This is a genomic window from Catenibacillus scindens (assembly GCF_014202115.1).
GTDB classification, from domain to species: Bacteria; Bacillota; Clostridia; order Lachnospirales; family Lachnospiraceae; genus Catenibacillus; species Catenibacillus scindens.
The window spans coordinates 16505-36324 of sequence record NZ_JACHFW010000011.1 but is presented as its reverse complement, the minus strand read 5'-3'; the positions used below and the strand labels follow the sequence as shown (position 1 = coordinate 36324).

The 19820-nt window shown below is 46.7% G+C and carries 22 protein-coding genes and 1 pseudogene; 14 read left to right on the top strand and 9 right to left on the bottom strand.

All coding sequences use genetic code 11. The annotated features are described in order from the left end of the window. Window positions 1-7: 7 nt before the first annotated feature. The 9 genes from HNP82_RS12605 to HNP82_RS18675 all read right to left on the bottom strand — a co-directional run bounded on the left by HNP82_RS12605 (window position 8) and on the right by HNP82_RS18675 (window position 7119). Window positions 8-433, bottom strand: a complete 426-nt coding sequence (locus HNP82_RS12605; RefSeq protein ID WP_183775335.1) for a DUF3846 domain-containing protein — start codon at window positions 431-433, stop codon at window positions 8-10. Next, on the bottom strand, window positions 430-1236 hold the full coding sequence (locus HNP82_RS12600; protein ID WP_044930432.1) for a hypothetical protein: 807 nt from the start codon (window positions 1234-1236) through the stop codon (window positions 430-432). The genes HNP82_RS12605 and HNP82_RS12600 overlap by 4 nt, the downstream gene beginning before the upstream one ends. Before the next feature lie 13 nt (window positions 1237-1249). After that, window positions 1250-3319 (bottom strand): LPD1 domain-containing protein, encoded by a 2070-nt coding sequence (locus HNP82_RS12595; RefSeq protein WP_183775333.1) that lies wholly within the window; start codon window positions 3317-3319, stop codon window positions 1250-1252. Beyond that, window positions 3297-3554, bottom strand: coding sequence for a hypothetical protein (locus HNP82_RS12590; RefSeq protein ID WP_183775331.1), 258 nt, complete (start codon window positions 3552-3554; stop codon window positions 3297-3299). Before HNP82_RS12590 ends, HNP82_RS12595 begins: the two co-directional genes overlap by 23 nt. A gap of 5 nt (window positions 3555-3559) precedes the next feature. Then, the gene (locus HNP82_RS12585; protein ID WP_183775329.1) at window positions 3560-4330 is read right to left on the bottom strand and encodes a DUF6674 family protein; all 771 of its coding nucleotides are present in this window, start codon (window positions 4328-4330) and stop codon (window positions 3560-3562) included. After that, entirely contained in the window at window positions 4293-4613 is a 321-nt protein-coding gene (locus tag HNP82_RS12580; RefSeq protein ID WP_087182600.1) for a helix-turn-helix domain-containing protein, read from the bottom strand. The genes HNP82_RS12585 and HNP82_RS12580 overlap by 38 nt, the downstream gene beginning before the upstream one ends. Window positions 4614-4625: 12 nt before the next feature. Then, window positions 4626-5606, bottom strand: coding sequence for a toprim domain-containing protein (locus HNP82_RS12575; RefSeq protein ID WP_183775327.1), 981 nt, complete (start codon window positions 5604-5606; stop codon window positions 4626-4628). 76 nt (window positions 5607-5682) lie between these two features. Next, window positions 5683-6558: a DUF6017 domain-containing protein gene (locus tag HNP82_RS12570; protein ID WP_183775325.1), complete on the bottom strand. Its 876-nt coding sequence runs from the start codon at window positions 6556-6558 to the stop codon at window positions 5683-5685. 42 nt (window positions 6559-6600) lie between these two features. Further along, window positions 6601-7119 carry a DUF5720 family protein gene (locus tag HNP82_RS18675; RefSeq protein WP_087182604.1) on the bottom strand — a complete coding sequence of 173 codons (519 nt, stop codon included), beginning with the start codon at window positions 7117-7119 and terminating at the stop codon, window positions 6601-6603. A gap of 260 nt (window positions 7120-7379) precedes the next feature. On the opposite strand from HNP82_RS18675, the pseudogene HNP82_RS18670 reads away from it, so the two are divergent. The 14 genes and pseudogenes from HNP82_RS18670 to HNP82_RS12495 all read left to right on the top strand — a co-directional run. Further along, window positions 7380-7532: pseudogene (locus tag HNP82_RS18670) on the top strand (tyrosine-type recombinase/integrase); the annotation flags it as partial. A 297-nt stretch (window positions 7533-7829) separates the two neighbouring features. Further along, window positions 7830-8588: a CpsB/CapC family capsule biosynthesis tyrosine phosphatase gene (locus tag HNP82_RS12555; protein ID WP_183775323.1), complete on the top strand. Its 759-nt coding sequence runs from the start codon at window positions 7830-7832 to the stop codon at window positions 8586-8588. Window positions 8589-8688: 100 nt separating this feature from the next. Continuing rightward, complete coding sequence (locus HNP82_RS12550; protein ID WP_183775321.1) at window positions 8689-9411, top strand: YveK family protein; 723 nt, start codon at window positions 8689-8691, stop codon at window positions 9409-9411. Beyond that, window positions 9404-10111, top strand: coding sequence for a CpsD/CapB family tyrosine-protein kinase (locus HNP82_RS12545; protein ID WP_183775319.1), 708 nt, complete (start codon window positions 9404-9406; stop codon window positions 10109-10111). Before HNP82_RS12550 ends, HNP82_RS12545 begins: the two co-directional genes overlap by 8 nt. A gap of 29 nt (window positions 10112-10140) precedes the next feature. Beyond that, window positions 10141-10707: a hypothetical protein gene (locus tag HNP82_RS12540; RefSeq protein WP_183775317.1), complete on the top strand. Its 567-nt coding sequence runs from the start codon at window positions 10141-10143 to the stop codon at window positions 10705-10707. A gap of 150 nt (window positions 10708-10857) precedes the next feature. Next, window positions 10858-11430 (top strand): class D sortase, encoded by a 573-nt coding sequence (locus HNP82_RS12535; protein WP_183775315.1) that lies wholly within the window; start codon window positions 10858-10860, stop codon window positions 11428-11430. Between the two features lie 6 nt (window positions 11431-11436). Next, window positions 11437-12279 (top strand): hypothetical protein, encoded by an 843-nt coding sequence (locus tag HNP82_RS12530; protein WP_183775313.1) that lies wholly within the window; start codon window positions 11437-11439, stop codon window positions 12277-12279. Window positions 12280-12322: 43 nt separating this feature from the next. Continuing rightward, window positions 12323-14158: a polysaccharide biosynthesis protein gene (locus HNP82_RS12525; protein ID WP_183775312.1), complete on the top strand. Its 1836-nt coding sequence runs from the start codon at window positions 12323-12325 to the stop codon at window positions 14156-14158. Window positions 14159-14349: 191 nt separating this feature from the next. Beyond that, a complete protein-coding gene (loaP, locus tag HNP82_RS12520) occupies window positions 14350-14952 on the top strand; it encodes an antiterminator LoaP (RefSeq protein ID WP_183775311.1) in 603 nt (200 codons plus the stop codon). A gap of 792 nt (window positions 14953-15744) precedes the next feature. Next, window positions 15745-16962 carry a DegT/DnrJ/EryC1/StrS family aminotransferase gene (locus HNP82_RS12515; RefSeq protein WP_183775310.1) on the top strand — a complete coding sequence of 406 codons (1218 nt, stop codon included), beginning with the start codon at window positions 15745-15747 and terminating at the stop codon, window positions 16960-16962. Further along, the gene (locus HNP82_RS12510) at window positions 16955-17383 is read left to right on the top strand and encodes a VanZ family protein (protein WP_183775309.1); all 429 of its coding nucleotides are present in this window, start codon (window positions 16955-16957) and stop codon (window positions 17381-17383) included. Before HNP82_RS12515 ends, HNP82_RS12510 begins: the two co-directional genes overlap by 8 nt. Continuing rightward, complete coding sequence (locus HNP82_RS12505) at window positions 17383-17868, top strand: GNAT family N-acetyltransferase (RefSeq protein WP_183775308.1); 486 nt, start codon at window positions 17383-17385, stop codon at window positions 17866-17868. The genes HNP82_RS12510 and HNP82_RS12505 overlap by 1 nt, the downstream gene beginning before the upstream one ends. Next, a complete protein-coding gene (locus tag HNP82_RS12500; protein WP_183775307.1) occupies window positions 17865-19058 on the top strand; it encodes an ATP-grasp domain-containing protein in 1194 nt (397 codons plus the stop codon). Before HNP82_RS12505 ends, HNP82_RS12500 begins: the two co-directional genes overlap by 4 nt. Before the next feature lie 13 nt (window positions 19059-19071). Further along, the gene (locus HNP82_RS12495) at window positions 19072-19782 is read left to right on the top strand and encodes a sugar transferase (RefSeq protein ID WP_183775305.1); all 711 of its coding nucleotides are present in this window, start codon (window positions 19072-19074) and stop codon (window positions 19780-19782) included. Window positions 19783-19820 lie beyond the last annotated feature (38 nt).

Here is a 19820-nt window from a genome sequence, read left to right as displayed (position 1 = left end):
CTCCTTCCTAAAGCTCCGGCCCGGATTTATGGGGCGGCTTTTGTGTCCTCTCTTTATCTTCCGGCGAGGGGACCGGCTGCTTGACGGCAAGGATCTTACCGCCGATCCGCACGAACGATTCCGGCGCCAGAAATTGTTCCTTATATTTTTCCATCAGGTCAGGGGAAAGATCTGAAAAACTTTCTTCTCCAAGCCCGGTGATAAGAAAATTACCGGCAATGATGTCGTAAATCTCTCCGATGTCATCCCGAAGCGCACGGTTCAAAGGCAGCCCTATAAGTTTTCCTTCCTCATTGCAGATCAGGGCCACAGGGTCCTCATACGGATAAACCGCCTGGATAGGGCCGTCCACCGCAGCCTGCAAAGATTCAAGCCCCGACTCAATATCTGTTTCATGGGGGATTTCCCCAGGCTGCACCATTAAAACTTTCATCTATGAATATCCTCCTTTTTCTTATCCGGCGCTTTTAAAGGCGCTGCTTTTTCCTGTCTCTTTGCGTCTGAGAGCTTTTCCAGCACCGAAGCCCGTCCTGCCTTGCCCGAATCACGCCCCGGCGCAGTTACAGTCTTTTCCGGTTCCTGTCCTTCCTCGGTATATCCGGGCAAAAGGGCGCCATGTACGGTAAAATGGTCTTTGTATTGCTCTGGAACCGGAGGGGAAATTTCCGTGAACAAATGAGAATAGGCTTTCTTCCGGCCTTCCAGATACTTCATGGCAGCATTTTTATCGGTATAGCGTTTCTGACTCTGCCCGGCAATTTTTTCTCCATACCCCTTCTTAGGGGAATTTACAGAGACATCCCAGGTGACATACCAGGCAACCGGTATGCTCTGTTTCGTTTCCCGGTCATATTTCGTATCTTCCCAAACACTGCAGGTCATCTTGTAAACGCGGTTGCTGATTTCCTCATCATTCCGCCAGTTATTTTTCGATTGCCACTGATTAGAAGTATGAGAAACCTCCGGGGTCCGAAGATATTCCAACGCCCGGTTGATGGCCTGTGTCGCCGCCGCCTGCTGCTCCCATTGCTTAGCCGCGGCTAAAACGATCTCATAGGCTTTCTGTTCCCCGTCAATGCTTCCCTGGCGCATGGCTTCCAAACTTTCCGTGCCCATGGCGATCAAAGCAGAAATATCAATATTTTCGCAGGAAACACTATGTTCCACTTTTAATTCATATCCAGGCTTTAAGTCATCCCCATAACGATAAACACGGTAATCCTTGTTTTCTTCCAAATTCTCACCTCCATCAAAGTTCCGGCTCATGGGGTTTCATCTGCTTTGGCTCTGCCGGCGTTTTGCCCTGTCCCTTAGCAGCGGCAAGCTGCCCCAGGAGGGAAGGCTTCTCCCCGCCAAAGAGGGAAAGCTGTTCTGCATCCGTGATAACCGGCATGGAAGCCATGCGGGAAGGCGCAGGCGCCGCCGGCCGGATTTCCTCTAATGTCTGCGGGTGATCGGAATGGGTGAGAAAATGCTGCCGCTTCAGATCCGAGAAAACTTCATCAAAAACCGCATTGATAGCTTTTCGTTCCTCACCCTCCGGGAAGGCTTTCAAGATTTCCATTTTCCCATCTTTGCCGGTAACAAAAGCAGCGGCGCTGTCTGCGTGGCCTGCCAGGTAATCCGAAATTTCAGGAGACAGCTTATCTTTGATATAGCAGGCGAAAGCCCTGGCTGTCATCTCTGTATTGCTTTCCCAATAGCCGCCGTCTTTTTCACACTCTTTGCCCATACGGACCGAGTTTTTATAAAAATCCGTTTCCACACGGCCAACCTGCGGGGGTTCCTGATCCTGCATCCCGGACAGCATACGCTCAAAAATTTCCAGCCTGTCACGTTCGCTTTTGGGTATAACGCGTCCGGTCACAGACTTTTTAAAAGCGCTTAGCTGTTCCACAGAACCGGGAACGCCTGAAAGAAATTCTTCCCGAAGGACTGCGTAAGCCTCCATGTGCATCTCGTCATTCGCTGCCCGTTTGAGCGGGGCAAGGACCGCCGAATCCAGCCAGCTCGCCGCATTTTTTCGGATACGCTCTGTCTGCGCCTCTGTCCGGGCCGCGGCCTGCTCCGGTGTTTCTGGCTTATATTTCATGGTTTCAATCAGCTTCTTGAATGGCTCATACAGGTGGGAATGTTCGGAAAGGAAGGCTTTTGCCCCCATTTTCACACCCAGGTAATCATCCAGGCCATGCCACCACTCATGCGCCAGGGAACCAGCCCCGTGCATCTTGGTAAGGTTGATAACCTTCCGAAGCGGTTCGTAGTGGGCGGCGGCGTTGCCGCTGCCGCGGGCGCCAAAGGCAATCGAGAGTGTTCCCTGGTAGGAAATATCTTTTTCGCTGATCTTAAGGACAGCCGCCAGGTCTTTGAGAGCGTCAAACCCCATGTTCAGGGAAGCGCGCCGGTCATTCTGCGTCATCCAGTTCCCAAATTCGCCGCCGCGGAAAGCGAACGCGTCAAGGTAATCCTGCCCGACCACATCACGGTCCCCGCGGTAATCCGGGCCAGAACGCCGGACGCGGGAAAGCTGCTGCGGGACAAACCGCTGTTTTCCGCTGGCTCCGCGCTGTCTGGCAAGGGCCTGTACCCATTTCAGAGCTTCCTCACGGGTGGCAAAATTTGTTTTCAGTATCGTATAGCCTTTTGTGACATAGTAGGTATTGGGAAGCCAGACATCGTTTTTCGAGTAGGTTCTTTTGCCGTCATTGAACCGGATGTCATAGCCGCGGGGGATCTTTTGTTCAGCGGGAACGCCAAACTGTTTTTTTACAGCCCCTTGGACGATTTTTCTCTCAAAGTCCCGTTCCCCGCGGAAATACAGGGCATTTACCAGCTTATCGGTAATGACCGGATTATCCCGGCCCTTTTGGGTGGCCCGGATATAACCGCCGCCGATCCCATGGGAAATACGCTCGCAGTAACCGCCGTCAATAATAAGGGCGTCGAATACATCCATGGCATCCTGCACTGTCTGAACCTTTTCAACGACTTCCTGTACCTGCCGGACGGTCGCGATATATTCTTTCTGCCGTGCCAGGCGCTTCTCCGGCGTATCATCTGAACGCAGATACCGCGGGGAGGCGTTCAGGCTGTCACGCACCACTTTCCGAAAATACAGAATGTCCACCGGGACGCCGGATTGAATTAGGGCGTTATAATCCGGCTTTTTCCAGACATTATCTTTTTTTACATACTTATCGGCCTCGCGCTCGTTCATCCCCAACAGATCATCCACATACAGGCCGCGGGCTGCCCAAAGGTCCTTTTTGGCGCCGCCGATCTTTTCACCGAAATCTTCATGTACGATTTCTTTCGCCATCTAACTCCACCTCCTTTATCAGCGAGAGTATATATTTTTTTGCTTCCGGCACATTAGAAAAAGCGCATGGCCTTCCAGACAGATAGGCCAGCGCCCGGTTCCATTCAGATATGGGATATAAATGGTTATCCATTTCAAGCATGATCCCGAAAGCGGGGAGCGTACACCAAAGCCGCAGATCCGAAATGAACACATCCAGCCGGTCAGCAAGGGTGTCAAGCAATCCTATTGCCATGACACCTACCGTTCCGCTTTGCTTACAGCAGGCACAGCTTTTTTTGCTGGCGGCTGCACTTTCTCGCCATTTTCCTGCATAGCCCTTAAAACGGAGGGCCTGCGTTCAGCGGATTCCTGCAAACGGGTTACACTGTCAATGGCTTTTTCGATGCTCTTTTGGGCGGCGGTCATGCAGGCACGATCCGCTTTATAGGGAGCCGCAATCACCTTAGAAAGCCTGCCGGGGCTTTTGACCTCGGCCACCGGTTCTTTGCCCACCAGGGCGCGGCCCATGTTTTTCAAATGCCTGCCCGCCTGATGGTATTCAGCGGAAAGGGTCTGGATCTTGGAAACAGCGTTATCGTCAATACGAATACTGTTATCAATCGCTTTCCTGATCCCTTCCAGCATGGGTTTGACATGGAAAAACCGGGAAAGGCCATCCAGGGCAGAAGTGCCGCGCTCTTTGAAAGCCGAAAGAGCTTTCTGGCAGCCTTCGATAATGTGATCTTTCAACTCCGCCAGCTTTTGGCGCATATTGGAGATATTATTCTCCAGCGATTTACAGCTCTTTTGAAGCACAGCTTTCAGAGAGCGGTTCTGCACCTGTTGAAGCTCCTGGCGCATAGTTTTCAATTCTTCTACGGCCTCGGCCAACCGGTTTTCCAGTTCGCCAACATGGGCAATCATTTCAGCAAAATCCTTGCCGCTGGGGGAAGGGTTCTCTTTCAGGACGGCCAGCAATTCCTTCACATACTCATTTTCCACAAGAAGCTGTTTGTTCCTTCGCTTCACTCGTCTGGCGTCCTCCTTTCTCCGGGCAGCTTTCCCCGGCAATCTTACTTACGATTTCCGGCCCGGATTCATAAATCTGCATCAGCCTCCGGGCCATGCTGCAGGGACGAGCCGCACCCGTTGTCCAGAGACGCACCGTGGAAGGGGTGACATTCATCAGCAGAGCGAAGGCTTTTTCATTGGTTTCCAGCTTTTTCATCAAAGCCTTAACCATGGACGGGCTGTACTCTGGGCAGCGGGCAGCCCCGGCGATTACCTGAATCGCGGATTTGTCGTTATTCATTGGGTTTTCCTCCTAAATTGAAACAGCCGCCTGTTTCTGGCGGCTGGCGTGTTTTTCTTCGCGGATCGCTTGAAGCGTGCGCTGTAATTTCTCATTGTAGTCTTTCCCACTGCGGGGAGGATTGACAGACACCCGGATTTTTGAAAACCTCTGGTCTGATTTCAACAGTGCCTTGATTTTCCGGGCGTTGACCCGGCCCGCAAGGTCATTGTCCAAGTAGAGGGCAACACGGGTAATCTCCGGGTGGCGTTCCAGGAAAGCGACCAGGGCCACAGGGGAGGTCCCACCCAGGGAAAGCCGGTAGCCATTCCATTGCCAGCCCTCCAGCTTTTGGAGCGTAGCATGGGAGAGGGCGTCAATCGGGGCCTCGAAAACCGCCAGATGGCGGCTGCCCGGCTGATCCGGCGGGTAGCAGAAGCTAAACCGCTTATCACTGCCGCTGATGTCCTTTTTCAAGTCACCTGCAATTCCGCGGACGCAGGCAAACCGGCCCGTACCGGTATCATCCCGGCCAACAAAAACGCAAACCGCCTCGTTGTTATAGCGGGACTCATAAAAAAGGCCCAACTGCATACACCGTCTGATGATGTCCGAATGGACTCCCCGGCGTTGGAGATAAGAAACAGCAAAGGTGGCACAGCGTTTCCCCTTGGGGAGGCGGAAGGGCTTTTTCTCCACCGGTTTCCGCTGTTCCCGGCTGCCGGAAGCTGTATAATGAGAAACAGCAGGGGTTCCGCTGCCTATCAGCCGTTCCACAGCCTCCACAAAGCTGTACCCGCGGATTTCCATGAGGTAATCCACGGCATTGATCTTTCGTCCACGGCTGTTCCAGTACCAGTAATTTTTACTCGCCACATAAACCAGGCTGTCATGCTCATTATGACGATAATTGGCGCCTTCCTGTTTCAGCACGCCGCTTTCGTGGGAAAGCAGATAATCTAACAGATCCGTTTCTCTTGCCTGGGTGATCTGTTCCTGGGTCAAGCTCGGCATTGCTTCGGCGTTTCATGGTTTTTCATGGCGCGCAGCCTCCTTTCTGCGATATTTTCTGTCATCAAAGCCGCTCCCTCTATCCGTAAAGATCGTGATTGACTTCGGCCCGGTAATAGCTGTCCATGGTAGTCGGGGCATTATACAAAGCCGCCAGCAGGTAAGACTTGATATTCCGCACCTTGGTCGTGTTGTTATCCAGGCAGTCGAACACATACTCCACATGGGAGAAGTTCACTTTCAGGAAGCGGCTTTTTACTACCTCACGGGGGTAGTCATCCCCGGCAATGCGGATATATGGCCGTTGGGAGAGGACGGTTTGCAGCATCAGCTCAACCAGTTCGTCCACACGCTCATATCCGTACCTCTGAACAAGAGCCTCAAATTCAATATTTTCTTTGATAATTTCCCGGTAGGCATCTATCCTATCAATCCTATCCATCTCCGTACTACTGGCGGGTGCCCTTCCAGAATCCGGATAGATTGATTGATGGGTATTTGATATATCCGTAATTGATTTTTCAGTAATTGATTCTTGTATATTTAATTGGGCGGGTTTTTCCTGTTCAGGTTTTCCCAAAACAGGATTTACCTGTCTTGGATTTACCTGTCTTGGATTTTCCCGTTTAGGTGGCAGAATAGCGTCCTGCTCATCAGGAAGCACAGGTTTCTCATGGATGACATACTCAATATCGCCCAGTCTGCCATGCGCGTCACGGAGCCGCTGCCGGGTAAGATACCCTTGCTTTTCCAGCTCCTTGATCGCACTGCTGATAGAATCCACCCCATCTTTACAGATATGGGCCAGCCCCTTAGTCGTATAGTCCCAATTATCAGGCAAGGACAACATCAACGACAGCAGCCCCTTTGCCTTCAAAGACAGCGACACATTCCGAAGATGGTGATTGGACATGACCGTAAAATCTTTTGTCTTTTCAACTCTGAACACTGCCATTTGACATCCTCCTTCCTGGCAAGTCTTTATACTGAGCAGCAACTACAAATCTCTGTCTTTATGGTCGTAATTCAAATAGCCATTGTGTACCTTGGCATGGTTCTTTAGCTTGATAAAGCCGCGTTCCTGATTCTCCAACGCTTTCTGATACCCTTCATCCGTGAGAAACAGGCGCATCTTATCGCCTTTATAGCCGACAGGGGATTCAAAAGAAAGCACATCAAAGACAACCATGTGGCGTACCTGCGGGTCAAACCGCTCCAGGGCCATAATGTCATGGCCTTTCAGTTTTTCAGCCCCGGATTGCTGCCGGGCCAATGCAATCCGCTCGCCCATAGTGCGAGGGTAAGGCAGGTGATAATTCTTCTGGATGTCCTTCACCAGATCCATGCACTGTTCATCCGACAGAACCCGCAGCTTTGCCATGAGGCCCCGCACCATATCACGTTGCTCCGGGTTACGGGTAAAACGGGCTGTCATATACAGTTCATCCAGCACTTTGGCCTGGCAGTCGCCGTCAACCTGAAACAACTGCCTTTTTTCTTCTTCGTTAAGTTCCATGTGAATTTCCTCCTTCTGAAAATGGGCGCAAAAAAAGGGCGCCCATCAGATTAGATGAAACGCCCTGACAAACAGCGGTCCGGTAAAACACCGCACCGCTGCTGTAATATTCAATTTTGTCTTTTAGGTAACACCTCCCATCATTCGACAGATTTTTCGTTGACTATCAAGGTTGGAAAAGGAATTGAATAGGCAACGACAAACGCTGAAACCCTTGAAAACACTGGTTTTTTCCGTTTGTCTTTATTATACCGTAAGGGCATACCTTTGCCACCCGGTGTATTGAAAAGGAAATTGATGTAAAAAGTTTGAGTGAAATCCTTGGTCACTCCAGTGTGACAATCACATTGAACCGTTACGTCCATTCCTCACTGGAGCAAAAAAGGTCCCAATTAGAAAAGCTATGCCTCTAAAATTGTATTTTTGTATATAAAAGCTATGCAAGGGTTCTATCAAACAAGCAAAACAACACAAAATTGGGGGTGAAATTTAGTCTTTTAGCGTCAAAATCTGAATTGTCTATGACAGTTTTTCAGAAAATGTCATGATTATTTATGTGATTTGCCATGATTTATTGATTGACATAATGTGACAATATGATTATAATATTTTCGTAAAGTAATTCACTTTACGCATCGTCTTTTATATCATTATAAGTTTAATTGCCCAATTCTATACGAGACAGGCAGGAGTTGATCAAAGCGAAAGTAATGAAAAACAAAAAGAACCTGAAACAATCGGACTTTCCTTTTTTTGATATGCATTTGCATATTCTTCCGGAAGTTGATGACGGGGCAGACTCTATAGAAGAGAGCTGCAGGATGATTGCCATGGAATGGGAGCAGGGCGTCCGATTTATGTGCGCCACACCCCACTTTCGGATGAAAGAGCCTTTGAGCCGGGAGAAAGTTATAGAAGCCTATAAAAAGGTGAACAGTGTTCTTGAGGAGAAATATCCGCAGATGCGTCTTTACCTGGGGCAGGAGATTTACTACAGCCGGGGGATCATGGATGCTTTGGACAGCAAAAAAGCATTGACGATTAACGGCAGCAGATATGTATTACTTGAGTTTTCCCCCGACGAACGGTATTCCATCATTTTCAGTGCTTTGCGCGAGCTGCTCCAAAGGGGTTATATTCCCATACTGGCCCATGTGGAGCGGATATCCGCCCTGTGGAAACAGTGGGAGCGCATGGATGAGCTGAGATCTATGTACATACCTTTTCAGATGAATACATCCAGCCTGATTGGAGGCAGTATGAATCTGGAAGTACGCCAGTGCCGCCGGCTGGTCAGTGAAGGCTATATTGATCTTCTCGGCACAGACGCTCATGGAAGTCATTGGCGTCCACCGGAATACAAAGCAGCTGCAGACTGGATTGCCCGCGATTGCGGAGAAGAAACATTACGACGTATGGCGGTGGATAATCCAGTCAGTATTTTGAATGGTCAACTGTTACAGTTTTAGTGGTTATTTGACTGATTAAAAAATCTTGCGAGTAAATTTACAACTCATTTTTGTGAAACAGGCCGCATGGCTGAGTAATTTATAATTTTAAGGAGTATTTATGGAACCAAGGAACAAGACTATAAATTCTGATGAAATCGATCTTATTGATCTTTTAAGGTCGCTGAAACGTCGGATTTGGATCATTGTGGCAGCTATTGCCGCTGGAATTATTATTGCCGCTGGATACACTATTTTGTTTGTAACGCCTCTTTACAGCTCCACGGCTATACTTTATCTGGTGAATTCTGCGACAACCCTTTCAGTTTCAGATCTTCAGATCGGAACGCAGCTTACACCAGATTATAGTGTTCTGGTCAAAACACATCCGGTGATTGATACAGTGATTGATAATTTGGATTTAAATATGAGTTATAGTCAATTGGCTGGGAGAATCAGTGTATCTAATCCCACAGATTCTCATTTTTTAAACATTACCGTGACAGATCCGGTTCCCGAGACCGCCCAAAAGATTGCTAATGAAGTGGCGTCAGTCACTACGGACAAAATTGAATTGGTTATGAAAACGGAGCGGCCTACACTTGCAGAGGAAGCTCAGCTTCCAACCAGTCCGGTGAGTCCCAGCCTGAAAAAAAATAGTATGCTGGGTGGATTGGCAGGGCTTGTTCTGTCCGCCGGCTTTTTTTCGGTACTGTATTTGCTGAATGATAAGATTCACACCGAAGATGATGTAAGCAAGTATTTGCAGATGACTACGTTGGGTGTGATACCTAAACGATCCAATAAGAAAAAGAAAAATGGCCGGAGGAATGACAATGATTAAAGTGAATCTGACCCGGCTCCCGGAAATTGACAGGGAGACGAATGAAGCCTATAAGCAGCTGCGAACCAATGTGATGTTCTGTGGCGATAATATAAAGACATTAATGGTCACAAGTACTGTTCCGAATGAAGGAAAATCTGAGGTTTCTTATTTTCTGGCACACTCTATTGCAGAGAGTAAAAAAAGAGTCCTTCTTCTGGATGGGGACATCCGCAAGTCTATGATGGCTACGCGTTTTGTTCCGGATAAAAAAGTTCACGGCCTTAGCCACTATCTGGCTGGAAAGGACTCTTTGGATGATATTATCTGCCAGACTAATATTCCGGATTTATATATGGTTTTTGCTGGATTTTCAGCGCCTAATCCGTCAGAACTTCTGGCGGGGGCACGCTTTGTTCCTATGCTGGCAGCGCTAAAAAAAGTTTTTGATTATGTCATCATTGATTCGCCGCCGGTGGGGTCGGTTACAGACGCTTCTATTATCGGCAGACATGTGGATGGCGGCATTCTTGTCATCGGATATGACGATGTAAGCTATAAGCTGATTGCCAAAGCGAAAAATCAGCTGGAGATGAGCGGATGTCATATGCTTGGAGCAGTTATTAACCAGGTAGAGGTTGGCAGGGGCGGATACTATCAAGGTTACTATGGTAAATATTATGGTCGAAGCGGCGATAACGACGCCGAGACAAATAAATGATTTCATACAAGTCAAAGGAGAGATCGCGTATGAAAAAATTTCTTGCAACTTTATTGGTATTGGTGCTGGCAATGAGCTTTTCTTTCAGCGCATTTGCGGCAACCAACAAAAAGGAGTCCATCTTGTCTGAAATGATGGCGGCCGCTACAGAGCTGGGCGTTCAAAACAGTGTAACTTTCCAGAACGCATATGCCTCTGTGGCCAACTATGAAGGTACGATCACTGACGAGCAGTATGAAGCTGCCCTGGCAGAGATCCAGACCATCAAAGACGCCATCGCTTCCAAAGGCGTTGAGGCATTTCAGAAGGATCCGTCATTAAAGGATGAGCTGGCGGCCCATGTCATCGCAGCCTGCGAGGCGGTGGGCATCACTGTTGTCTATGAAGGCAACGGCATCGGCAGCGTGTCCTTTAACAATGGCACCGGAACCTACGGGCCAGGGACAGGTACTGATGGAAGCAGCCAGGGGAATGTATCAAGCCCCATTAAACAGACCGGTCTGGACTATGCGCCTTTTATGCTGATGGCTGCCGGTATTGTCCTGGTCTTTGGCGGCTGTGTGGCCTTTGCCCGGAAAAAACAGCTTTTTGTTTAAGGGCGGGCAATGGACAGGCATTTTAAAAGCAAAATGCCATGGTGGGTGGCATACATTTGTATGCCACTTATCCTTTCGGCAGTTTGCGCAGTCATATTGTACTTTGGCTTAAGTCCCATAAGGATAGAGCTGATACAGGCACAAAACCTGATGATGAACTCTGGCGGCCAGTATTTTCTTGGAAATACAGATCCGGTGATCGTGGAGGCTCAGGATGAGACTGAGGATGTCCAGACAGAGACCGAACCGGAGGAGACACAAAAGCAGGTGATTGAAGAACCAAATATTGGGGATCAGTACGGCCAGCTTGTGTGTGAGCGGCTTAACATTAATTCCCCTGTTTATTTCGGAGATAATTCCGATGTTTTACTTCAGGGGATCGGCACTTACCCGGTGTCCTGGATTCCTGGCTGCGGCCACACCACTCTCTTGTCCGGTCATAACAACATGCATCTGGCTACCCTTGGCGACGCCCAGGTTGGCGATGAATTTACGTTGATTACAGATTATGGCACTTATGAGTACCGGGTGTCGGACATTAAGATTGTTGCCGAGACGGACATAGAAGCGTGTCATCTGGATTCGGACACGGAACAGGTGGTTATTTATACCTGTTATCCCTTTTACCGCATCAGCGGCCGCCGGACGGAAAGGTTTTTTGTCTATCTGGAAAAGATTTCCGGACCGGAAATTGAACTGATTAATTATTTCCTGAAGGATTAGAACATCATGAGTGAAAGCAGAATTTACCGGAGAGGGATCCTGACCATTGTGTCCGCCATCCTGGCCATCAGTCTGTTTTGTCTGACCCTGGCGGTCGTTGTGATTATCCAGTTTGGCGTGGAAGTCATCCCGTTAAAGGCGGTGAACAGTACGCCTTATTACAGTGATCAGAGCGCGGCCCTGGAGAGCCGGGTCAAGGATCTGACCCGTCAGTGCGGGCTCCCGGAATCTATTGTAGATCAGGTTTTTGATTCTGATGAGATACTGGCATTTACAAAGGAATACACCGCCAACAGTATCCGGGGATTTGAGGATACTCTGGAGACTGCGCCGGTCCAGGAGCGGCTGCGGGCGAACCTCTACTATTATATGGATGAAAATAACATGGATATGGCTACCCTGGATATGGAAGCCTTAAACAGCTACCTTTCCCAGGCCGCCAGCCTCTATACTCAGACAGTCAACAATGGATTTATTGCAAATTACCACAGTTTGCGGTCAACTCTCATCTCGCCGGCGGTGGCCGCGGTCTTTATTTGCCTGGCGGCAGCGGCGGTATCTATGGTCTTTATGTATAAACTGACAGGTATGCGGCGGAAAATGCTTTCCTACACTATCCGCGGTACTTTAAGCTGCGCCATTTTATGCGGCGCTCTTGCCCTCTGGCGATTCGCTTTTCACGGCCAGACCGGCGTCAGTTATTCTCCGGAATACATGGGATATTTAAACGAGTACTTTGAAAATTTCTTTTTTGGCCAGTTTGCTGTAGGCTGTCTGGTCTGGATTTTTGTCAGCGCCTTATGCGGTGGGATTATATTAAGAATTAAGTATCACAGAAACAAGAAATGAAAATGTATTTAATACAGTTATTTTACCAGAGAGGGAGTCATTTATGAAGAAAAAAATGGTGATCATTATCGCGGATATTTTGGCGGTGGTTCTTTCCTACGGCGCCGCCCTGTGGCTCCGCTTTGATCTTCACATGACAGCGATACCTGGACAGTATCTGAGAGGATATGGATTATATATTCCTCTGTCTGTGGCAGTTTTGCTGATCGTTTATACAATCTTCCGATTGTATAAAAGTATATGGATCTATGCCGGGCTTTCGGAATTGATTCGTACCTTTTTTGCCTCGCTGATCACGGCGGCTCTGTCCGGTATTGTATCCGCTGTACTGCTTATACGGATGCCTATGGGATTTTACCTCATGGGCTGGGTTTTTTTGTTTCTTCTGACGGCCTTTATCCGTATCAGTTACCGGCTGTTCCGCAGAATGACCCATCAGCATCAGGCCGGAAAAGAGCAGAAGCATCCGAAAAATGTCATGATCATTGGCGCCGGGGCCGCAGGGAGGACTCTCCTTCGGGAGTACACCACAAGCCAGTATGTGACGGAAGCGGTAAGGTGCTTTATTGATGACAACAGCGATAAATGGGGCCGGTACTTAGAGGGCGTTCCCATTGTGGGCGGCCGGGATAAGATCCAGGCTATGGCGGCAAAGTATGACATCCAGAAGATCATTCTTGCTATACCAGGGCTTAAACCTTTGGAAAAGAAGGAAATCCTTGATATATGCAAATATACCGGCTGCCAGGTTCAGACCGTTCCCGGCATCTATCAGCTCATCAACGGCGAGGTGAGTGTCTCACAGCTTCGGGACGTGGACGTAGAAGACCTTCTCGGCCGGGAACCTATTAAGATGAACATCGAGGACGTTTTAGGCTATGTGAAAGGCCAGGTTGTTCTTGTTACCGGTGGAGGAGGTTCTATTGGAAGTGAACTCTGTCGGCAGCTTGCGGCCCACCAGGTGAAGCAGCTGATCATTTTGGAAATGTATGAGAACAATGCCTATGATATTCAGCAGGAACTGAAATATAAATATCCGGATTTAAACCTGACCGTTCTTATCGGCTCGGTGCGCAACAGCAACCGGCTGGAAGATATTTTTAAAACATACCATCCGGACATTGTCTACCACGCGGCGGCCCACAAACATGTGCCCCTTATGGAGGACAGCCCTAACGAGGCTATCAAAAACAATGTCATCGGTACATATAAAACAGCTATGCGGGCAGATAAATATCACACCAGGCGTTTTGTTCTTATTTCCACAGATAAGGCGGTGAACCCCACAAACATTATGGGAGCCAGCAAGCGGCTGTGTGAAATGGTTATCCAGATGTTTGCCCAGAAAAGCGAGACGATTTTTACGGCGGTTCGCTTCGGAAATGTCCTTGGAAGCAACGGCAGCGTGATCCCTTTGTTTAAAAAGCAGATCGCCCACGGCGGCCCAGTGACCGTCACCCACCCGGATATTATCCGGTATTTCATGACTATCCCTGAAGCTGTAAGCCTGGTCCTCCAGGCCGGAGCCTACGCTAAAGGCGGTGAGATTTTCGTCCTTGATATGGGACAGCCGGTAAAAATCGCCGACCTTGCAAGAAATCTTATCCGACTGTCCGGCCTCACACCGGATGTGGATATAAAAATCGAGTATACCGGCCTTCGTCCGGGAGAAAAGCTCTATGAGGAGCTTTTAATGGCCGAGGAAGGTTTAAAGAAAACCGCTAACCAGCGGATCTTTATCGGAAATCCCCTCCCGGTGGACGGGGAGAAGTTTAGGTCTCAGCTTGCCATGCTGGATAAAGAGGCATGGGATGAGTGTACAAACATGAAAGGTCTGGTGCAAAGCATCGTGCCGGAGTATCATCCCAAAGACGCCTGATTGCAGGCACACTTTCACAGGAATCTTTTTTGATTAAATCGTCGCATTGCCGCGTTTAAAAGGGAAAGAGGATATATCGTCGAAATAGCAACAGTTTGGCCGACCCATTTTGCCGCCTGAGCGGTTGCTAAACCATCAGTCTGCCTGAATGAAGACAGAATGGCGAAGCCATGCCTAAAGGGAGGATGTGTATGAAAAGTATTTCTACAGCTTTGGAAGAATTTTCAGAAGCAGAGAATGAAAAATATGATCTGCCGCAAAGACAGATTGAGGGGCAGGCTTCGTGGTACGTCATCCAAGTTCGCACAGGTACGGAAGAAAATATTCGTATCCAGTGTGAAAAGTTCATTAAAGACAAACGCATTATGAAAACCTGTTTTATCCCTTATTATGAGGAGAAAAAAAGATTTCAGGGGCGATGGAACTTACAGAAAAAGATCCTTTTTCCAGGATACATCTTTGTTATCACCCAGGACGCTTTAAGACTTCATGAAATCTTAAAGCAGGTGATGGGATTAACCAGGATCTTAAAGATTGGGGAAACAATGATTGCTTTGACTCAAAAGGAAGTAGCTTTTATGGAGCGGTTCGGCGGGCTAGAGCAGATCGTCGGTATGTCGGAAGGGATTATTGAAGGCAGTCAGATCATTATCTCTTCCGGGCCTTTGCAGGGACTGGAAGGGTATATTAAAAAGATTGACCGCCATAAGCGAAAAGCCTGGGTGGAACTGCCTATGTTTGGACGATTGCAGAAAGTGGAAGTGGGATTGGAGATTGTGAGGAAGACGGTGTGAGATTCGATGGCTGCCATCAGCTGTCAATCAAGCAGATATGTCATTCATATTATTTAAAATTGTGTATGTTTCCAAGAAAAAGGAATGTTATAGAAAATGTTTTTAGAAAGCAAGGGGATAAAGTCTTTTAAGTCCATAATCTGGCTGACCTCACCGACTATACATAGGGGAGAACTGGATTATATGACCAAGACCTATGAAATCAACTGGATGTCCACAGTGGGCGAAAATATTAATGAAGATGCCACATATAAAAGTCAGGAGAAAGGACCTTTGTAACATAAAATTGGGTTTCTTTTTATGGAAACAACGTCTTTGAGACGGTAAGAAAGAAATCTGATTGTGAGGAATGAACAAAAATGATGGCTTAAAAAGATAATTTGAAGTGCTGTTTTTGTATAAAAACACCAATGAAATCATGCATAAAAGAGATATGTACAAAACATAGATGGCATGGTTATCCACAGGCGGAAATGTTAGGTACATGACCGCCTGAACATCTTGTTAAAGGTTTTATTGGAATGAGTCATACATAACCGTCTCAAAGAGACATTGTACATTGGATGAGAATGTAACTGTATCAAAGATGTAATAGCGCATTGGATGAGATATGGAATGTTTCGGAGATGGGTTGGTACGTTGGGAGAGACGATAAATGTCTTAAAGATGGGGTAGTGCATAAGACGAGAAAACAACGTAAAAGGAAAAAGTGGCTGCTCTTTATAGCAGTGTTTTAGTAAATATTTTTTAGATCATATTTTATAGACCACAAAGGAAGGGAAGGTAACCGTAATGAAAATACCATTTTCACCGCCAGATATGACGGAATTGGAAGCACAGGGAGCAGCTGAGGCAATCCGATCTGGATGGATTACCACGGGACCGAAAACGAAAGAGTTTGAGCGACAGATCGCAGAATATTGCCATGTAAATAAAGCAGTATGTTTAAATTCACAGACGGCCTGCGCAGAAATGGCACTCCGGCTTCTGGGTATTGGTGCGGAGAATGGTGGAAGTTCATTTGACGAGGTAATTGTACCGGCCTATACATATACCGCATCGGCATCTGTTGTATGTCATGTCGGAGCAAAGTTGGTGCTGATTGACTCTCAGTCAGATTCACTGGAAATGGATTATGAGGCTTTGGAGAATGCGATTAACGAACACACAAAGGCTATCATTCCGGTTGACCTTGGCGGAATACCATGTGATTATGATCGGATTTTTGCCATTGTGAAGAATAAAAAGCATCTGTTTAAAGCAACGAGTGCTGTACAGGAAGCAGTCGGCAGAGTTGCAATTTGCGCTGATGCGGCTCATGCGTTCGGGGCAAGCTGGCATGGAAAAATGGTAGGAAGTATAGCGGATTTTTCAAGCTTCTCCTTTCATGCTGTAAAAAACCTGACGACCGCCGAGGGAGGAGCCTTAACCTGGAATATTCCGAGGATTGATGATGGAGAACTGTACCATCAGGCGCAGCTTTACAGCCTCCACGGACAGTCCAAGGATGCTCTTGCAAAGACACAGCTTGGAGCATGGGAATATGACATTATAGGCCCTTGGTATAAGTGCAATATGACAGATATTATGGCAGCAATCGGTTTGGCGCAGTTGTCCCGGTATGAAGGAATTCTGGAAAGGCGTAAGGAAATTATAGGGAGATATGATGCGGCGTTTAGAAAACTCGGTATAGGTGTGCTGATGCATTATACGGATAAGTATCAGTCCTCCGGTCATCTATATATTACCAGAATTCCAGGTATTGGATCAGAGCAGCGCCAGGAGATTATCGTAAAGATGGCTGAAGCTGGTATCGCCACAAATGTCCATTATAAGCCACTTCCAATGATGACAGCGTATAAGAAGCTGGGCTTTGATATTAAGGATTATCCGAATGCTTATAAACAATTCAAGAATGAGATCACATTGCCGTTGCATACGAAGCTGACAGATGAGGAAGTGGAGTATGTAATTGAGAAGTACTGTGAAATTGTTGAGGAGTATGTTTGAGGAAATCAAGGCCGAGGCTGCTAACGCAATAGAGAGCGCAGTTAAAGTCATAAGAACAAAGAAGTCGCAGAAGATACTCACAGTTGTTTATGTGATCGTAATTCTATACATCACAGTGTGTTCCAGGACGCCAGGCAGTGAAAGAATTTTTAAAGGTCTGTTCTGGGAGTATCAGAATAACATGTGGAATAATGTCCTTCTGAATATGCTTCTTTTTGTACCACTGGGATTCCTATCAGGGAATATGAGAGGAGTCATTGCTGGCTTTTTAATTTCCTTGGGTATTGAGGTTACGCAATTTATTGGTGTACTGGGATTCTGTGAAATTGATGATGTGTTAAATAATACAGTTGGTACAGTATTTGGAGTAATTCTCAGAAGGATATTACAGAAGATTATGAATAGTCTGGAGAGTAGTTAATGGACAGAGAGTTAAACATTATAAGAGTACATCTGTATCAGATGAAGAAAGCCTTTACTGTGGCGAAAATACTGAATTGCTGTGGCAAGGATATGTCAAATAAATATGGGTTGCATCATTGGGATAATCCAATGATAAAAAGCTGTGTGATTGTGTTTCTCTGTTTGTTGAAGAACCAGATTTATTTAGTGCTTGATGCAGGGACTTCAGTAGCAACATTCCAGATCAAAGTATTGGATGATGTGCTTTTTTTTGAGAAGCTTGCAGTAGCTCCAAATGTGTCAGGCAAAGGTTACGGCTCTTATTGTATGAAGTTGATAGAAAAAAGAGCAATAAAGCTTGGCTTAAAAAAAGTGCGAATGGAAGTTTACGATCAGAGCGAACACGCTATTGATTTTTACAAACATAAAGGATATTCACAGGTGGGTGAGACTGGCACTTTAAAATACACGGATCTGGTAATGGAAAAGGCAGTAGGAGTATGAAAAAGATACTAATAATAGGCGCAGGATTCCTGCAGGATTTTGTAATCAAAAAAGCAAGACAGATGGAATACTATACATTGGCTGTAGATGCTGATCCATCAGCAATTGGCTTATCACATGCCGATAAATCAGCAGTCATTAACATTGTTGATGAGAAAGCCTGTTTGCAATTTGCCCAAGAAGAGCAGATAGATGGTGTCCTGACAGCGGCCACGGATTATGGAGTATTAACAGCAGCTTATATAGCGGAACATATGGGACTTCCCGGGCTTAATTATGAATCCGCAAAGTTGATAAAAAATAAATATCTCGTAAGGAAGAAACTGTTTGAAAATCATGTAGATGATACCGAGCAGTCATATCAAGTAACGGCGGATACTGATATTACTGAACTTGCTCATTTGCTAACTTATCCGGTAATGGTTAAACCATGCGATGGATCGGGAAGCCGGGGGGCTAGTCGTGTAGATCATCCGGATGAACTTCCAAATGCCTGTAAACACGCCATGGATGGCTCTATTACCCACAAGGCAGAAATTGAGTCCTTTATTAATGGAATAGAGTATGGCGCTGAATCTTTGGTTGTAAATGGAGAGACCCATGTCCTTGCGATTATGAAGAAATGGATGACAGCGCCGCCATATTATGCGGAATTAGGCCATGCGATTCCCTGTGGCCTACCAGATGAAATAGAAGAGAGAGCCAAGGAGATTGTAAGAAAAGCCATTTTTGCTCTCGGAATTAACCACGGATCAGTCAACATGGATCTGCTGATTACAGAGACAGGTAATATACACATCATTGACATTGGTGCAAGGATGGGGGGCAATTTGATAGGCTCCCATATCATTCCGTATGGAACCGGGATCAACTATATGGGGAATATACTGAAGGCGGCAGTTGGGGAGCAGTTGGACTGGACAATTCACGAAAAAGAGGCCGTGGCAACGAAACTTCTAGCATTCAAAGGTGGCTTGGTTAAGTGTATTCCAGAATTCGACAGATTTGCTGCTGATGAGAAAGATGCTGAGATTGAAATCTATCATCATCTGGCAGTTGGAGATACCGTCAATGCCTACCATACAAATCTGGACGGTTGCGGCTATATCATTTCAAAGGCGAAAAATGTTGAGATTGCTGAAAGTGTAGCCGCAAACACATTAAAGAAGATCGAGAAATGTATTTTCTGAAGGGGGCCAGAATATGTCCGGTATAAGTGAGATTGAGCAGAAATATCAAAAAACAAAACATAAAAAGAGATATAAAAGCTTCTACCAGATTGTAATAAAACGGGCGATCGATATTGTTTTGTGTACAATTGCGCTTCCTTTTGTGCTTCTGATTGTTATTCCGGTTGGGATTGCGATTAAGCTGGAGGATCATGGACCAGTATTTTATTACTCAAAACGTTTGGGTGTTGGGTTTAGGGAATTCGGAATGATGAAGTTTCGATCCATGAAGGTCAATGCGCCGGATATCCGAAATGCAGATGGAAGCACTTTTAATTCAGACCATGACCAGAGGGTGACAAGAGTTGGACACATTCTGAGGGAAACCAGCATTGATGAGATTCCTCAGGTATTTAATGTCTTAAAGGGAGATATGAGCATAATCGGGCCAAGAGCCGGAGATGTGGAATCCAAAGATACATATAAAAAGGATGAAAAGGAAAAACTACTTATCCGTCCAGGGATTACCGGATACACACAGGCATATTATAGGAATAATCTCGGTGTGAGGGAGAAAAGGCTGTATGATGCATGGTATGCGCATAATGTTTCGTTTCTTCTTGATATCAAGATTTTTTTTAGGACAATACAGACTGTATTGAAGCGGGAGAATGTGTATACGAATACAAAGGAAGGTACCATCCTATGTGGTCAAAAAAACGATAAGGTGCAGGAGGAAAAGTAAGATAAAGCAGAATCAATCTGAATTAGCTTGCAAAGGTC

Bases quoted from the DNA above. Each gene is read 5' to 3' on its own strand.
- HNP82_RS18675 (WP_087182604.1), bottom strand. From the start codon at position 7,119: ATGGAACTTAACGAAGAAGAAAAAAGGCAGTTGTTTCAGGTTGACGGC.
- HNP82_RS12580 (WP_087182600.1), bottom strand. From the start codon at position 4,613: ATGAATAACGACAAATCCGCGATTCAGGTAATCGCCGGGGCTGCCCGC.
- HNP82_RS12535 (WP_183775315.1), top strand. From the start codon at position 10,858: ATGATGAACTCTGGCGGCCAGTATTTTCTTGGAAATACAGATCCGGTG.
- HNP82_RS12540 (WP_183775317.1), top strand. From the start codon at position 10,141: ATGAAAAAATTTCTTGCAACTTTATTGGTATTGGTGCTGGCAATGAGC.
- HNP82_RS12505 (WP_183775308.1), top strand. From the start codon at position 17,383: ATGGACAGAGAGTTAAACATTATAAGAGTACATCTGTATCAGATGAAG.
- HNP82_RS12605 (WP_183775335.1), bottom strand. From the start codon at position 433: ATGAAAGTTTTAATGGTGCAGCCTGGGGAAATCCCCCATGAAACAGAT.
- HNP82_RS12525 (WP_183775312.1), top strand. From the start codon at position 12,323: ATGAAGAAAAAAATGGTGATCATTATCGCGGATATTTTGGCGGTGGTT.
- HNP82_RS12495 (WP_183775305.1), top strand. From the start codon at position 19,072: ATGTCCGGTATAAGTGAGATTGAGCAGAAATATCAAAAAACAAAACAT.
- HNP82_RS12555 (WP_183775323.1), top strand. From the start codon at position 7,830: ATGAAAAACAAAAAGAACCTGAAACAATCGGACTTTCCTTTTTTTGAT.
- HNP82_RS12590 (WP_183775331.1), bottom strand. From the start codon at position 3,554: ATGGCAATAGGATTGCTTGACACCCTTGCTGACCGGCTGGATGTGTTC.
- loaP (WP_183775311.1), top strand. From the start codon at position 14,350: ATGAAAAGTATTTCTACAGCTTTGGAAGAATTTTCAGAAGCAGAGAAT.
- HNP82_RS12500 (WP_183775307.1), top strand. From the start codon at position 17,865: ATGAAAAAGATACTAATAATAGGCGCAGGATTCCTGCAGGATTTTGTA.
- HNP82_RS12570 (WP_183775325.1), bottom strand. From the start codon at position 6,558: ATGGCAGTGTTCAGAGTTGAAAAGACAAAAGATTTTACGGTCATGTCC.
- HNP82_RS12530 (WP_183775313.1), top strand. From the start codon at position 11,437: ATGAGTGAAAGCAGAATTTACCGGAGAGGGATCCTGACCATTGTGTCC.
- HNP82_RS12575 (WP_183775327.1), bottom strand. From the start codon at position 5,606: ATGCCGAGCTTGACCCAGGAACAGATCACCCAGGCAAGAGAAACGGAT.
- HNP82_RS12595 (WP_183775333.1), bottom strand. From the start codon at position 3,319: ATGGCGAAAGAAATCGTACATGAAGATTTCGGTGAAAAGATCGGCGGC.
- HNP82_RS12515 (WP_183775310.1), top strand. From the start codon at position 15,745: ATGAAAATACCATTTTCACCGCCAGATATGACGGAATTGGAAGCACAG.
- HNP82_RS12545 (WP_183775319.1), top strand. From the start codon at position 9,404: ATGATTAAAGTGAATCTGACCCGGCTCCCGGAAATTGACAGGGAGACG.
- HNP82_RS12550 (WP_183775321.1), top strand. From the start codon at position 8,689: ATGGAACCAAGGAACAAGACTATAAATTCTGATGAAATCGATCTTATT.
- HNP82_RS12510 (WP_183775309.1), top strand. From the start codon at position 16,955: ATGTTTGAGGAAATCAAGGCCGAGGCTGCTAACGCAATAGAGAGCGCA.